This window comes from Thermocrispum sp. (assembly GCF_002919275.1).
Classification (GTDB): Bacteria; Actinomycetota; Actinomycetes; order Mycobacteriales; family Pseudonocardiaceae; genus Thermocrispum; species Thermocrispum agreste.
This window is the reverse complement of record NZ_PKFA01000055.1, coordinates 54,903-68,487: the sequence shown is the minus strand read 5'-3', so window position 1 is coordinate 68,487 and position 13,585 is coordinate 54,903. Positions and strand designations below refer to the sequence as shown.

The 13,585-nt window shown below is 69.2% G+C and carries 16 protein-coding genes; 8 read left to right on the top strand and 8 right to left on the bottom strand.

The features are described from left to right. Positions 1-90: 90 nt before the first annotated feature. Positions 91-660 carry a peptide deformylase gene (locus CXP56_RS13730; RefSeq protein ID WP_028848651.1) on the bottom strand — a complete coding sequence of 190 codons (570 nt, stop codon included), beginning with the start codon at positions 658-660 and terminating at the stop codon, positions 91-93. Positions 661-805: 145 nt separating this feature from the next. Between CXP56_RS13730 and CXP56_RS13725 the strand changes: the two genes are divergently transcribed. From CXP56_RS13725 to CXP56_RS13705, 5 genes are all read left to right on the top strand, one after another. Further along, positions 806-1,138, top strand: coding sequence for a DUF3263 domain-containing protein (locus tag CXP56_RS13725; protein ID WP_028848652.1), 333 nt, complete (start codon positions 806-808; stop codon positions 1,136-1,138). 41 nt (positions 1,139-1,179) lie between these two features. Next, on the top strand, positions 1,180-1,794 hold the full coding sequence (locus CXP56_RS13720; RefSeq protein WP_286901360.1) for a LytR C-terminal domain-containing protein: 615 nt from the start codon (positions 1,180-1,182) through the stop codon (positions 1,792-1,794). A 227-nt stretch (positions 1,795-2,021) separates the two neighbouring features. Further along, positions 2,022-2,663 (top strand): hypothetical protein, encoded by a 642-nt coding sequence (locus CXP56_RS13715; protein ID WP_286901358.1) that lies wholly within the window; start codon positions 2,022-2,024, stop codon positions 2,661-2,663. After that, a complete protein-coding gene (locus tag CXP56_RS13710) occupies positions 2,663-3,274 on the top strand; it encodes a DUF3558 family protein (protein ID WP_353744560.1) in 612 nt (203 codons plus the stop codon). The genes CXP56_RS13715 and CXP56_RS13710 overlap by 1 nt, the downstream gene beginning before the upstream one ends. Before the next feature lie 128 nt (positions 3,275-3,402). After that, a complete protein-coding gene (locus CXP56_RS13705; RefSeq protein ID WP_286901354.1) occupies positions 3,403-3,990 on the top strand; it encodes an HDIG domain-containing metalloprotein in 588 nt (195 codons plus the stop codon). Here CXP56_RS13705 and CXP56_RS13700 read toward each other — a convergent pair. Continuing rightward, positions 3,954-4,427, bottom strand: coding sequence for an NUDIX hydrolase (locus tag CXP56_RS13700; RefSeq protein ID WP_028848655.1), 474 nt, complete (start codon positions 4,425-4,427; stop codon positions 3,954-3,956). The genes CXP56_RS13705 and CXP56_RS13700 overlap by 37 nt on opposite strands. 1 nt (position 4,428) lies before the next feature. Beyond that, a complete protein-coding gene (locus tag CXP56_RS13695; protein ID WP_286901351.1) occupies positions 4,429-5,208 on the bottom strand; it encodes a helix-turn-helix domain-containing protein in 780 nt (259 codons plus the stop codon). Between the two features lie 346 nt (positions 5,209-5,554). Here CXP56_RS13695 and CXP56_RS13690 point away from each other — a divergent pair, with 346 nt between their 5' ends. Continuing rightward, the gene (locus CXP56_RS13690) at positions 5,555-5,755 is read left to right on the top strand and encodes a hypothetical protein (protein ID WP_156899334.1); all 201 of its coding nucleotides are present in this window, start codon (positions 5,555-5,557) and stop codon (positions 5,753-5,755) included. 8 nt (positions 5,756-5,763) lie between these two features. Here CXP56_RS13690 and CXP56_RS13685 read toward each other — a convergent pair whose 3' ends face one another. From CXP56_RS13685 to moeA, 5 genes are all read right to left on the bottom strand, one after another. Then, entirely contained in the window at positions 5,764-8,031 is a 2,268-nt protein-coding gene (locus tag CXP56_RS13685; RefSeq protein ID WP_028848656.1) for an AAA family ATPase, read from the bottom strand. A gap of 117 nt (positions 8,032-8,148) precedes the next feature. Continuing rightward, a complete protein-coding gene (gene pssA / locus CXP56_RS13680) occupies positions 8,149-9,117 on the bottom strand; it encodes a CDP-diacylglycerol--serine O-phosphatidyltransferase (protein WP_028848657.1) in 969 nt (322 codons plus the stop codon). Then, positions 9,114-9,824: a phosphatidylserine decarboxylase gene (locus tag CXP56_RS13675; protein ID WP_028848658.1), complete on the bottom strand. Its 711-nt coding sequence runs from the start codon at positions 9,822-9,824 to the stop codon at positions 9,114-9,116. The genes pssA and CXP56_RS13675 overlap by 4 nt, the downstream gene beginning before the upstream one ends. 45 nt (positions 9,825-9,869) lie before the next feature. Next, positions 9,870-10,145, bottom strand: coding sequence for a GlsB/YeaQ/YmgE family stress response membrane protein (locus tag CXP56_RS13670; protein WP_028848659.1), 276 nt, complete (start codon positions 10,143-10,145; stop codon positions 9,870-9,872). Positions 10,146-10,175: 30 nt separating this feature from the next. Continuing rightward, positions 10,176-11,411, bottom strand: coding sequence for a molybdopterin molybdotransferase MoeA (gene moeA, locus CXP56_RS13665; protein WP_051310447.1), 1,236 nt, complete (start codon positions 11,409-11,411; stop codon positions 10,176-10,178). 83 nt (positions 11,412-11,494) lie between these two features. Here moeA and CXP56_RS13660 point away from each other — a divergent pair, with 83 nt between their 5' ends. Together CXP56_RS13660 and CXP56_RS13655 are read left to right on the top strand one after the other, a co-directional pair. After that, the gene (locus CXP56_RS13660; protein WP_028848661.1) at positions 11,495-12,100 is read left to right on the top strand and encodes an AIM24 family protein; all 606 of its coding nucleotides are present in this window, start codon (positions 11,495-11,497) and stop codon (positions 12,098-12,100) included. Positions 12,101-12,133: 33 nt separating this feature from the next. After that, positions 12,134-13,348: a serine/threonine-protein kinase gene (locus tag CXP56_RS13655; RefSeq protein WP_286901348.1), complete on the top strand. Its 1,215-nt coding sequence runs from the start codon at positions 12,134-12,136 to the stop codon at positions 13,346-13,348. Positions 13,349-13,585: the final 237 nt, after the last annotated feature.

Here is a 13,585-nt window from a genome sequence, read left to right as displayed (position 1 = left end):
GAGTCACGGCGTCGGACGCCGTCGGGCGGCCGGACGAGCCGAAGCCGACGTCGCGGCGGGCGGGGCCGCGGTGCGGTCGTGGCAGGGCGGTCAGTCCTCGGGCCTGTCCTTGCTGGGGTCCCAGCTCAAGCCCGGCTTGCCCCACCCCCTGCGCTTGATCATCTTCTTCGCCGCGCGGGCGTACCTGCCGACCAAGCGGTCGAGGTAGAGGTAGCCGTCCAGGTGGTCGGTCTCGTGCTGCAGGCAGCGGGCGAAGAAGCCCTTGCCCTCGACCTCGATCGGGTTGCCGTACAGGTCGAAGCCGGTGACCTTGGCCCAGGTGGCGCGGCCGGTCGGGAACGACTCGCCGGGCACGGACAGGCAGCCTTCGTAGTCGTTGTCCGGGTCCGGCATGGTCTCCGGGCGTTCGGAGGTCTCCAGCACCGGGTTGACCACCAGGCCCTTGCGCCGCTCGCCGAGCTCCTCGTCCGGGCAGTCGTAGACGAAGATGCGCAGATCGACGCCGATCTGGTTGGCGGCGAGGCCGACGCCCTCCGCGGCGTACATGGTCTCGAACATGTCGTCGGCGAGGGTGCGCAGCGACTCGTCGAACTTCTCCACCGGACGCGTCGGCTTGTGCAGCACGGGGTCGCCGGCGATGCGGATGGGGTGAATGGTCACAGCGGGTGAGTGTAAGCGGGACGCGCCGGGCCCGGAGCCGGGCGGGTGCCGGTCCCGCATGATCTAATGAATCCGGGTGGGGAATCACATGCCTGTGATTTCGCCGTGGAGCTCAGGCGCATGCCGGTGAGTCGATCGGAGGAGGATGGACGCTGCGGAGTCGATGTCCCGGGGCGATGAGGGCGCGGTCGCACCGGTTGTCGGCGACCCGCGCGGTCCGGCGGCCGCGGAACTGTCTGATCTGGAACGCCGGATCCTGGCGTTCGAGAACCAGTGGTGGCAGTACGCAGGCGCCAAGGAGAAGGCCATCCGCGAGCAGTTCGGCATGTCGTCGACTCGCTACTACCAGCTGTTGAACCGGTTGCTGGACACCGAACGTGCGCTGCGCGCGGACCCGATGCTGGTCAAGCGCCTGCGCAAGACGCGGGCGGAACGCAGGCGTAAGCGCAGTGCCCGCAGGTTGGGGATCGAGCTGTGATGACACATCGGGGACCAGCTCGGCCGATGCGGCTCGGGGGTATGGCGTTGCTGGGAATCGCCGCGGTCGCGGCCGTCATCGGGGTGGCCAGCGCGATCAGCGGCGACGAGGACGAGCAGGCCTCGCCTCGGCCGGACCGGCCGGAGACGTCGCAGACGCCGGCTCCTGACGAGGAGCCGGGCACAACGCCGAAAGAGCCGGAGCCGAGCCGGCCTCCGGAGCAGTCCACGGAGGTGTCCGAGCCACCGCGGTCGTCGGCTCGCCCGCCCGAGTCCGGCAAGCCCGGCGGGGCCGGGGACGGCACGCGGGGCGGGACGTCCGACGGTTCGGCGCGGCCTGCAGGCGGCGCCAAGGGCGACGCGTACAAGTGGGTGTCGATCCGCGTCTACAACAACAGCAAGATCAAGGGGCTGGCGTCGCACGCGGCCGACGACCTGCGGTCCCGCGGCTGGAACGTGGTCGCGGTCGGGAACTACTCGCAGGGCATCATCTACGAGACCACGGTGTACTACCGGCCGGGCACCAGCGAGGAGGCGGCCGCGAAAGCCATCGGTGCGGAGTTCGGCATGCGGGTCGAGCCGCGGTTCCCGGGCATCGAGGACTCCAGTCCCGGCGTGATCGTCATCGTCACCAAGGACTACGTGGGCGGCAAGTAGGCGATCCGGGCGCGTGCTGGCGACGGGCGGCCGGGCCACGCGTCGGCCGCCAGGCTGCGAGGTCATCCGGGCGCGTGTGGGCGACAGGCGACCGTGGCGCCGAAGAGCGCGACGGTGCCGAGGCGGGCGCGTTCTGGCGACGGTTCGTTGGAGAAGCCGCATCACGGGCAGGACGAGTTCGGTCCGGTGGCTCGGGTGCGGTCGTGCCGGGCCTGCGAGGGCGTGGTGTGTTGCGGCTGTTCGCGCGGCCGCGGCTGGGTTTCGGCGCCGTCGACGTCCAGGTGCGGAAGTCCAGGCGGGGTGTGCCGCGCTGGGAGCAGGTGCCAGCTGATGGTACGGGCGGGCGAATGCTCGTCCGAAGTGCCTATTTCTCCTGGTCAGCGTTGGTAAGCTGGCCGCCGCGTACTGAGTGTGAGGGGGGTTGTACGCATGGCTTTCGTCCCCACCGGGCCGGCCGTTCCCGCTGGCGGAAAATCGGAGGTAGCGTCGCAGCACTGTTCGGCTCCAGCGCCAAGAACTCGGCAGCCGTCGAAGGAGCCAAGGCATTCCGGGGCGCCGCCAAGGCAGGCAAGTTCGCCGTCGATCCCGACCAGGCACAGAAGGCAATCAGGCAGCTTGAAGACGCTGAGGACAGCCTGAAGAAGGCTAGCGCCATCTCCGAGTACCTGGCACAGCTGCCTATCGGGAACACGCCGTTCGCATCCAACAGCGCCGCGCCCGCCTACGCGGAGGCTGGACAGTCCGCCAAGAATTCACTCGAGGCGACGAGGAAAGTGCTTCAATACTATCGAGAAGGCATCGACGCTGCCATGAAAAACTACCGGCGCCTCGATGATTCTGCGGCAACATCGTTCGGAGGGAAGGCTTGATGAGGTGCTGGGCCCGTTCTGCTCGGCTGGTTTCGGCAACCGTGGCGACAGGATTGTTGGCGATGAGCTCGGCTTGCTCCACCGAAGAGGGACGGGCTGTCGCTGGTAGTCAGAATACCCCGAGCAGTCCCCCGCCAGCCAGCTTGGCTCCGCAGTCATCCGATGGTCGGGGTAGCCCAGAAGGGCAACTCGACAAGGCCGTGGCGTGCGAGTTGCTCACGACCGAAGAAGTCAATCAACTGGATAAGAATTACAAGAGTTTTGAGATCGTCGATCAAGGTTCGGTTGGTCCCAATAGTGACACATGTACAAGGCAGTCCAAAAGCAGCGACTCCTCCGAAGGATCCGTTGTCGTGGGGATTGCCATCTGGTCGAAGCTGACGATCGACAACTACAAGACAACACCCAATGATCAGGTCGTCGACGGCCAAGTCGGTGGGCGGCCGGCCAAGCAAATCAAGGATGATTCCGGCGAGTGTGTTGTGACGTTCGCTGCCGAGCAGGGGCGAGTCGATGTCGTGGTGGAGGCTGACTCAGTAGAGCGTGCTTGCGAGATTGCTGATCGGGCGGCCGAGGTGGTCGAGCCCAAAACACCGGAACCAGCCAACTAGTTCCGACGATCGTCAGCAGCGGGTCGGCCGGCGCCGCTCGCAGCCGATGGATCAGTGGCCACCGGCGGTGGTTGGCTCAGGCGAACGGCGGGGTTGATCCGCTTCATGTTGCAGGTAACGTCGAGCGAGTGGCGACGAGCATGACCGACCTCGTGCGCCAGTCTGCCGGGCTGGCGGAGCAGTTGATGCGGCCGCTGGGGCGTCGTTGGGCTCATGTGCAAGCAGTGGCCCGTGCGGCGACTCAGTTGGCATCGGTCTTGGCGCCCGAAGAGCGGCCGGTGCTGATCGCCGCCGCTTGGCTTCACGACATCGGATACGCCGCCGAGCTGGTCGACACAGGATTTCATCCCCTCGATGGTGCCCGCTACCTTCGTGCCGAGGGTTATCCGGACCGTGTCGTCGACCTGGTGGCACATCATTCAGGGGCGCGGTTCGAAGCGGCCGAGCGTGACTTGAGAACGGAGCTGGCCGAGTTCGAGCTCGAAGACACCCCGGTCATGGACGCTTTGGTCACGGCGGATCTCACGACCGGCCCCGCGGGCGAGCAGGTCAGCTATCAGCAGCGAATCGCAGAGATACTTCGGCGCTACCCACCCGAGGACCCGGTTCATCGGGCGTGGCTTCGGGCCGCGGACCCGATGAAGGCGTGCGTGGTGCGAACCCAGGAGCGCATACGCCGTCATCCGATGAACGGCTTCGGTCTCCTCTCCACATAGTGCTGGATGCGAAGACGCATGGACGGGTGGATGCTCAGCCGGTCGAGCTGGTCGACATCGACCCAGCGCACTTCTTTCGTCTCCGTGCCGTCCTCGCGCGCATGACCGCCGACCAGCCGCGCCGAGAAGCAGATCGAGAATTCTTGCCGGACCTCGCCGTCGTCGTAGGCCATGACGTGGTTCGGGTCCGTGTAGAGCCCGACGATGCCCGTCAGCTCGACGGTCACGCCCGTCTCTTCTTCGACTTCCCGGACCGCCGTTGCCGAGATCGACTCGCCGATCTCGTGGCCGCCTCCCGGCAGTGCCCAGAGGTCGTTGTCAGTCTTGTGCACGAGCAGGATTCGCCCCTCGTCGTCCTGCACGGCCACCGTGACCGACGGCACCACACTGTTGGCTTCGGGAGCTTTCGGATCGTAGTAGTAGTCGACTCGTGCCACGTCAGCTGCTTACCTCGCTTCCGAAAGGCTTGGCGGCGTCCCAAACTTTGTGAAAGCTCTGTTGGTAGTGGTCGAAGATTCGCCCACCGGGAACGTGCTGCAGGTGAAGCACGGGGTTGAACGGAGCACCTGAGCCGTACGTGTGGAGATTCACGAGCATCGTTGTGTCGCTGCGAAAGATCGAATTGTACAAGGGTGTGTCATGGAGCCGAACCTCGATGCCCGGTGCGTTGATGGCTTTGCGCACGTAGTTCAAGACGATATCTATCCGGGTGGACAGTGCGGAAGCGGGTAGGCCTTCCTCTTCGCTGCGACGACGAACTTCGCTGAAGTCGGGATCGCCGAAAAGAAGGCGAATGCGAGTCCCCGCCTTCGCCTTCTCGATCAGTACGTCAGCAAGATCTGGTCGGCTGTCGAAGAGAAACTTTCCCGCGTAGGCCAGGATGTCGAGGGCCTCTGTTGCGCCGTCGATGAGTCGAACCCACGTCGTGTACGGAACGCATCCACGATTCGGATAGATCTGAACGAACTCGGCATTCCATGCCCTTTGGGTCACGGGATCGTCGTTCAGCTCTGGCCAAAGATAGGTTTCGTCTCGGCCGAGAATGGTGGCCGTCTTCCAACGATGCTCGCGGTAAGGCAACCGGTTCGTGGTGATCCACCGCTCCACCGTCTTGCGGTTCACGCCTACTTGCTGAGCGAGTTCGGCAACTGTCAGTCCGGCTGCTGAGATACATCCACGTAGCCGTTCGTTCGGCACCGCACCCCCTTGGTACTTCATGGGACGTCCCACCGAGTTCTGTGCGTCCCAGGACGTCCGCAGATGTCCCGGCAGGCCGTTTCTCGTCCTCCATTTTCGCGATTTCATGAGACTAGTCAAAACAGTGCGCAGAGTCGGCACTCGATTGGAGGCATTGTTGCAATGCCGCTCCCGGCTAGCTACTCGGACGTCGGCAATGGAGCTTTCGAACGGTTCGCGTTCGCGCCACGACTTGGGGACCTTGATGTGCCGCCGAGCCGAGAGGAGTGGATGCGTACGCCGCACCCGTATGACTACTCGCACAAGCGCTATCCCTGTGCCAGATGCGGCCTGTGGCCGGGGCCGATGTCCACCGGAGTCAGTCGCAGTGACGTGCACCGATGCGGCGCTAGCTGTTGTGTTGCGTCAGCTCCAGTGGGCGCTGGACAGCGTAGCCCGCGATGTCGCGAGCCTCACCACAGTCCGTGCCGAGGAGCTGGCAATGTTGCTGGAGGAGACGGCTGCGCTCGTCCGCGTGTCGCGAGGGCACAAGATCGTCGAATGCGCCACCGAAGCCGACGCCGGCTGAGATCTGGCCTAGCTGCGTGACGCGGCGTATGCGGCTAGGGCGGCGAGTTGTTCCGGGTCGAGTGAGGGGCGGACGGTCTCGCGTGCTTTCGCCAGGTGGGCGGCGGTGACTTCGGTGGCATCCAGGGATTCGCGCATGGCGGTGAGAGCGGCTTCGCGAATCAGGGCGGCGCAGTCGGCTGCCGAGTAGCCGTCGAGCTCGGCCGCCAGTGCGTCCAGGTCCACCGACTCGGCCAGGGGTGTGTGTTTGGCGGCGGCGCGCAGGATGGCTGCCCGGGCTTCGGTGTCCGGTGGCGGCACGTAGATCAGCCGTTCCAGGCGCCCTGGCCTGAGCAGCGCGGGGTCGACCAGCTCGGGGCGGTTGGTCGCGCCGAGCACGACGACGTTGCGCATCGGTTCCACGCCGTCCAGCTCGGTGAGCAACGCGGCGACCACGCGGTCCGCCACCCCGGAATCCGACGACTGACCACGCCGCGGCGCCAGCGCATCGACCTCGTCCAGGAAGACCAGCGACGGCGCGGCGTCCCGGGCACGGCGGAAGAGTTCCCGCACCGCCCGCTCGGACTCGCCGACCCATTTGTCCATCAGTTCCGCGCCCTTGACAGCGAAGACGTTCAACGCCCCCGTGCCTGCCAGCGCGCGTACCAGATAGGTCTTCCCGCCCCCGGGTGGCCCGTAGAGCAAGACACCGCGCGGCGCCGACACTCCGAGGCGGGCGAACGAGTCCGGGTACCGCAGCGGCCACAGCACCGACTCGGTCAGGGCCTGCTTGACCTCGGCCATGTCGCCGACGTCGTCCAGCGTCAGACCACCCGTGGCCAGCGTGTCCGACTCCGACATGGAGATCGGGCGCACGGTCTGCAGCGCGTCGAGCAAGTCCTGCTGCGAAACCACCGGATTCTCCGCGTCGCGCTGTCGCACGGCCGCACGCAGCGCCGCGTCCCGCCGCAAGGCGATGAGATCGGCGGCAACGAACCCCGGCGTCTGCTCCGCGATCGCGCCCAGGTCGATACCGCTTTCCAACGGCACGTCCCGGAGCAGGATCCTCAGCAGCTCGGTGCGCACCTCCTTGGTGGGCAACGGCAACCCCAGCTCCCGGTCCAGCAGCCCGACGGCACGCAACCGGGGGTCGACCGCTTCCGGGTGCGCAGTCGTGGCGACGATCGCCAGCCCGGGGTTGGCCAGTGCCGCGCGCAGCCGATCGATCAGCACGGTGGCCACCGGCGGCGGCTGGCTGGCCGGAAGCAGCGCATCGACGTCGGTCACCAGCAGAACGCCAGGGCCTTGCGAGCGAGCCCGTTCGACCGCGGCCTCCAGCGCCGACACCGCCGCGTTGGGTTCCAGCACCGCCACCGACGGTCCGGCCAGCAGCGACACCGGAAGATCGAGCGCGTGCGCAACCGACCGCACCACAGTGGTCTTGCCGACCCCTTCCGGTCCGGCCAGCAGCACGCCGAGCTGTCCGGACGCCCCGAGTTTCGCCAGCAGCTCGGGGTGGCGGAAGGCGAGCTCGAACCACTCGGTCAACGTCTGCGCGACCGTGCGAGCACCGGCCAGGTCGGCCACCGGGATCGGCTCGGGCAGCTCCGGCTGGGGTTGTTCGACCAGAACGCGCACCGATTCGCTCCGCTGCGCTGCCTGCGTGGTCTGGGGTCCGCTCGAGGCAGGCGTCGCCGTCGTCGTGGCGGGCTGGCTGGGGCTCGGCCGGGGAGGGTCGTGCCGCCAGCCGATCACCGTCGACGGGCCCACCGACACCGGCCCCTCGGGATCCGTGGCGGTGATGGTCAGCAGCTCGGTGGTCCACGTGGCGCCGATGGCCCGGGACAGGCGGGTGCGGGCGTCGGCCGGGTCGACCCCGGGTTCCGGCGCGAGATCCTGCGGCAGCAGCGAAATCGCGTCACCGGCCGTGAACACCTTGCCCATCAGGGCCAGCCGCAACGTGTCGGCCTGCAGCGACAGCGTCGCCATCCGCGAACCGGCGACGGTCACCGTGCGGGCGTGCGCGACGGTGGCAGGCGCGACGACCACCTCGGAGCCCTCGGTCAGCCCCACGTTGGACAACGTGACGTCGTCGACCAGCACGACACCCGGCGGCTGGCTGGACTCCGCAGGGGCCGCCAACGCCGCGCTGACCCGCGACCCGATCAACCGCACAGCATCCCAGGCGCGCAACCCGAGTGCGTCGATCACCTCGCGATGCAGCCGCACGACACCCCGGCGGGCGTCGAGTGCGGACGGGGTGAGCCGGAGGGTCAGGGCCAGCTGCGGTTCGGTCACACGAGTCTCCTGTTTCCAGCCCCGGTGGGAATGTGCGGCGGCTCGTCCGTGAGCCTAATCGCCCACCGCCGCGCCCGTGCCGCACGACGCGAGCACGACGCGAGCACGACGCTGGGATCAGCGCCCCGGGTTGTTCCGGCGCAGCCCGATCCGCCGCCAGTTGCGCTGACGCTCCGCGCGGGGACGACCGTTGGCGGATTGGGCGGCGCGCTTCGCCTCGCCGTGGGTGAAGCCGGCGCGGGGCAGCCGCATGCGGCCACCGGCGATGTGCGCCACCCGCGGCCTGCGGAGGCTGAGGCGGCGGGCCCGTCGCGTGCTGCGCCGGATGGCGCGCCGCTCGCGCGGTGGGACGTCCCACGCCTCGGGGTGGTTGGCCAGCCAATGGTGCCGGTGCACCGCGTACGGGATGTGCGCCAGGTAGCCGATCAGCAGCACCATCAGCGTGGTCATCGAGAACTGGATCACCGCGGCCGCCAGCAGCCCGACGCCGACCAGCAGCGGGGCGACGGCCTTCGCGGGCACCTTGACCGCCTTCACCGACAGCGTCGGGATCCGGCTGATGGCCAGCATGGCGATGGCGATGATCCACCCCCAGACCACCGGGCCGTCCGACCACCAGCCGGGACCGAACGCGGAGGTGGCCATGACCGGCATCAACGCCAGCAGGCCGCCGGCGGGGGCGGGCACGCCGACGAAGAACTCGTTGGCGTACGGCGGCTGATCGGCATCGTCCAGCAGGGTGTTGAACCTGGCCAGCCGCAACACCATGCACACCGCGAAGATCAGCGCGGCGACCCAGCCGAACCGGCTGCCGTCGGCCTGCCACACGAACAGGATCAGCGCGGGCGCGACACCGAAGGAAATCGCGTCGGACAGCGAGTCCAGCTCCGCGCCGATCTTCGACGTGGCGTCCAGCAGCCGCGCGATGCGGCCGTCCAGGCTGTCCAGCACCGCGGCCACCACCACGCAGGCGATGGCCAACTGGAAGCTCTTCTGCAGTGCGAACTGCACCGAGGACAACCCGGCGCACAGCGCCAGAACGGTGATGGCGTTGGGCAGGAGGCGGACCCCGCTGGCGGGCTTCATGCCTTCGTCGACTCCCGATGGTCAGCAGGCAGCTCGGCCAGCGTGGTCTCACCGCCGATGGTGCGCTGACCGACACGCACTGTCACCGTGCTGCCCGCCGGCAAGTACAGGTCGACGCGGGACCCGAAGCGGATCAGCCCGTAGGTCTGGCCGACCCGCACGGCCTGCCCCTCGGACACCTGGCAGACGATGCGGCGCGCGATCAGCCCGGCGATCTGCACGACGGCGAGCTCGTGGCCGGTGCTGGTGTGCAGCAGGACGCTGTTCCGTTCGTTCTCCTCGCTGGCCTTGTCCAGATCGGCGGAGAGGAACTTGCCTGGCCGGTAGGCGACTCGCTGGACGTGGCCGGTGGCCGGGACACGCTGGACGTGCACGTCGAACACCGACAGGAAGATGCTCACCCGCGGCAGCGGCCGGTCGGCCATGCCCAGCTCGGGCGGCGGCACCGCTTCCTCGATCAGCGACACCACGCCGTCGGCCGGCGCAACCGCGACGTCGTCCCGGGCAGGCGGCACCCGCTTGGGCTCACGGAAGAACCACGCCGTCGCGGCCGCACCGAGCAAGCCGAGCGTGCCGAGCGGCCGCGCGAGCTTGCGCAACACGAAGGCACTCGCCAGTGCACCGAGCACGAACGGGCGCCCCGCCGGGTGCATCGGGGGGATGGTCTGGCGTGCGAGTTCCGCCGCGTGCCGAACAGTGCCGCGCATGCCCGACTCGGGCGCAGGCGTTTCCGGTCTGGCCACGCCCTTACGCTACCGCCTGCGTTGCACCGCCCCATCGACGGCTTTGAGCAGGACGAGCAGCACGATCGCGCCGAGCACCGCGACCCCGAAGCTGCCGAAGTCGAACTCGAAGACCTTCTCCCGCCCGGTCACCAGCCGGTAGATGAGCCCGCCGAGCGCCGCACCGACGATGCCGACGAGCACGCTGACCAGGCAACCGCGCCGAGGCCGGTCGCGTCCACCGACCACCACGTTGGCGGCCCAGCCTGCCAGCGCTCCGAACACGATCCAGGCGAGCAATCCCATGGCCGCGATGGTAGTGATCGTCCGAGCCGGTCAACCGAGCAGCAGCACGTCGACCAGGTCGCCCTCGGCGAGCTCGGTGGCCTCCTCGGGGATGTCGATCAGGCAGTTCGCCTGGCTGAACGCGGCCAGCAGGTGCGAACCCGGTCCGCCGCGCGGCCCGACCGTGCCGGTGACGCTGCCCTCGTCCCAGGTGAAGTACCCGCGGCGGAACTGCCGCTTGCCCGCGGGCGCCCGCAGGGCCTCCAGCAGCCGCGCCCGCACCCGCTGCCGTTCGGTCTGCCGGTGCCCGAGCAGCTTGAGCAGTGCAGGCCGCAGGAAGACCTCGAACGACACCGCCACGCTGACCGGATTGCCGGGCAGCGTCACGATCGGTGTCGAGCCGATGCGTCCGCAGCCTTGCGGCCCGCCCGGCTGCATGGCGACCTTGGTGAACTCCACACCGCGCGCGGTGAGCGCGTCCTTGACCACCTCGTAGGCACCCGCGCTGACCCCGCCGGTCGTGACCACCAGATCGGCCTCGGCGGCTCGGGGCGTCAGCAGCCGCATGAACTCGTCCACGTCGTCGGCGACGGCGCGGAGAACGTCGACCTGGCAGCCGAGCGAGCCGAGGGCGGTGGCCAGATACACCGAGTTGGACTCGTAGATCTGCCCGTGCCGCAGCGGCGCGGGCGGCACCACCAGTTCCGAGCCCGTGGCGACGATCAGGACCTTGGGGGGCAGGTAGACCGGCAGCTCGCCGCGGCCGATAGCGGCGGCGAGTGCGAGCTGCGCAGGCCCGAGCCGGGTGCCCGCGGTCAACGCGGTGGTGCCGCGGCGGATGTCCTCGCCGGCGTGCCGCACGCTCGTCCCACGCGGGGGAGCAGCGTGGATGGTCACGCGCTCGGTGCCGGCGTCGGTGTCTTCGACCTTCACCACGGTGTCGGCGCCTGCCGGCATCGGGGCGCCGGTCATGATCCGATGCGCGGTGCCCGGCTGTAGCGCCGGAACGTCGGTGCGGCCCGCGGGAATGTCCGCGGCCACCGGCAGGGTCACCGGCCGTTCGCCCGCCGCCGCCACGTCCTCGGCGCGGACCGCGTAGCCGTCCATGGCGGAGTTGTCGAACGGTGGCAGGTCCACATCGGCGTTGACGTCGGCGGCCAGCACCAGGCCGGCACAGGCCTGCAGGGGCAGCGCGTCTGCCCGCGGCGGCGGCATCAGGCCGGCGATCGCCGCACGGTGCTCGTCGACCGAACGGCCTGCCCGGGAGGGTGAGTTCGCAGTGCTCATGGTGAGCACATCATCCCGCGCCCACCGGCCATGCCACACTCTGCACTCGCTGGAAACGCTGATCGCGCGAACGGAGGAACCTGGTGGAGGTACACACCCGGCACACGCCGTCGTTCGGGGTCGCGCGCTTGGGACTGCGCGGCGGCGAGGCCGTGCGCGCTGATCGGGACGCGTTGCTGGCCTGCAGTTTCGGGGTGACCATCGCGCCGGACGGGCGCGGCAAGAGCAACCGCGTGGTGTTCACCGCCCCTTCCGACGGCGGGTGGATCGATCTGGCGCCCGCCGCCGCCGGTGACGTCTATGCGCTGGAGCTGGACGGCCAGCGTGGCTGGTGTGTGGCGCGCGACGCGGTGCTGGCGGAGCCGCCGGGCGTGCGCCGGAACCCCCAGTGGCCGGGGTTCGCCCCGCTGTTCGGGACGGAGACGGGATTCCTCGAGTACTGCAGCGGGGTCGGCACGCTGGTGCTCACCTGCGCGGGCCCGATCGACGCGTTCGAGCTCGCGCACGGCGACCTGATCTCGATGAACCCGGCCTACCTGCTGGCCTACCCGGAGGGCATGCAGTGCAGGCTGCGGGCGATCGACCCGGCGGGCCACCAGTCGCTGCGCACCGGCGAGGGACTGTTGCTCGACTTCGCAGGCCCGGGAACCGTGTTGTCTCGCGCCCGCGCGTCACGCGCTTCGGTCTAGGCTGTCGGCGAGCACGGCAGAGAAGGGATGAGCATGCCGGACGAGGCGACTGCCGACCCGGCGGCGGGGGAGAGCCCTGCCAAGGACGCTACCGACCTGACGGGCCGCAGGCTCGGCAACTATCGCATCGACGGTGTCCTGGGCAAGGGCGGCATGAGCGTCATGTACCGCGCCACCGACGTTCGGCTGGGGCGCAAAGTGGCGCTGAAGGTCATCGGTGAGCATCTGGGCGCCGATGCGGAGTTCCGCGAGCGGTTCGTCGACGAGGCGCGCAACACGGCGGCGATCGACCACCCGAACATCGTGCCGCTGTACGACTTCGGCGAACTGGACGGCATGCACTACATCGGCATGCGGCTGGTCGACGGGGCCGATCTGGCCAGCATCATCTCCGGCGGGCCGATGGAGCCGTCGCGCGCGCTGAGCTTGCTGGAGCAGGTGGCCGACGCGCTGGACACACTGCACAAGCGGGGGCTGGTGCACCTGGACGTCAAACCGGCCAACGTGCTGGTGACCCAGCGCGAGTCGATCCGAGAGCACGTGTACGTGGCCGATTTCGGGTTGACCAGGCGCGGCGCGACAGGGCACCGCACGCGGGGCGGGGACTTCCTCGGCTCGCCGACGTACGCGGCGCCGGAGCATCTGCGTGGGGAGCCGCTGGACGGCCGGACCGACCAGTACGCGCTGGCGTGTGTGTTGTTCGCTTGCTTGGCGGGGCGGCCGCCGTTCATGGGAGACGTGCCGACGGTGATCAAGGGCCACCTGAACACGCCGCCGCCTCCGGTCACGCGGTACGCGCGCACGCTGCCGCCCGCGATCGACGGCGTGTTGGCGCGCGGGATGGCGAAGAACCCGAAGGAGCGGTTCGGCAGCTGCGTGGAGCTGATCTCCGCGGCGCGGGAGGTGCTGCTGGAGAAGCCGAAGGAGGCGCGCCCGCCTGCCGGGCCGCCGAACGGGCCCAGCGTCAGTGGCCCGCACCGGATCCCGCCACAGCCGCCGCAGCACCCGCAGCAACCGCATCACGGGTTTGCTCCGCAGCAGCCGCAGGGAGGCCCCCCGGGAATGCCGCCCGGCTACGGCCCGGCGATGGGCATGTGGCCGCCGCAGCCCCCCGCGGGCGGCCCGATTGCCGGTCCGCCACCGGTGACCGCGGGCAAGAGCGGCCCGCCGGGGTGGGTGATCCCGGTGCTGTGCGGGATCATCGCGGTCCTGGTCGGCGTGATCGTCGTCCTGCTGATCACCGGCTGAAAGGCCCGGCTCGCGCGAGGGGTACCCGCGGGCCGCCGAGGCGTCCGCGGCTTCGTGAGCTCGAGAGCGGCAGCGCGCGACGCCGCGCCCCGCAGGGGCGGTGAGGAAACCAACCAATGCCTCGGACCGAATGGTCCAGTGGGGACACCTTCAGCCGTACGAATCGATCGGTCCGGGTGCTTCGCCATCGGGCGAGTCGACGGCGTGCGGCGGGCGTGTGGGCCCGTGCTGGACGGG

Coding starts and splice junctions, on each gene's coding strand:
- CXP56_RS13725 (WP_028848652.1), top strand. CDS start 806: ATGGACGCTGCGGAGTCGATGTCCCGGGGCGATGAGGGCGCGGTCGCA.
- CXP56_RS13720 (WP_286901360.1), top strand. CDS start 1,180: ATGGCGTTGCTGGGAATCGCCGCGGTCGCGGCCGTCATCGGGGTGGCC.
- CXP56_RS13710 (WP_353744560.1), top strand. CDS start 2,663: ATGAGGTGCTGGGCCCGTTCTGCTCGGCTGGTTTCGGCAACCGTGGCG.
- CXP56_RS13695 (WP_286901351.1), bottom strand. CDS start 5,208: ATGAAGTACCAAGGGGGTGCGGTGCCGAACGAACGGCTACGTGGATGT.
- pssA (WP_028848657.1), bottom strand. CDS start 9,117: ATGAAGCCCGCCAGCGGGGTCCGCCTCCTGCCCAACGCCATCACCGTT.
- CXP56_RS13675 (WP_028848658.1), bottom strand. CDS start 9,824: ATGCGCGGCACTGTTCGGCACGCGGCGGAACTCGCACGCCAGACCATC.
- CXP56_RS13670 (WP_028848659.1), bottom strand. CDS start 10,145: ATGGGATTGCTCGCCTGGATCGTGTTCGGAGCGCTGGCAGGCTGGGCC.
- moeA (WP_051310447.1), bottom strand. CDS start 11,411: ATGAGCACTGCGAACTCACCCTCCCGGGCAGGCCGTTCGGTCGACGAG.
- CXP56_RS13655 (WP_286901348.1), top strand. CDS start 12,134: ATGCCGGACGAGGCGACTGCCGACCCGGCGGCGGGGGAGAGCCCTGCC.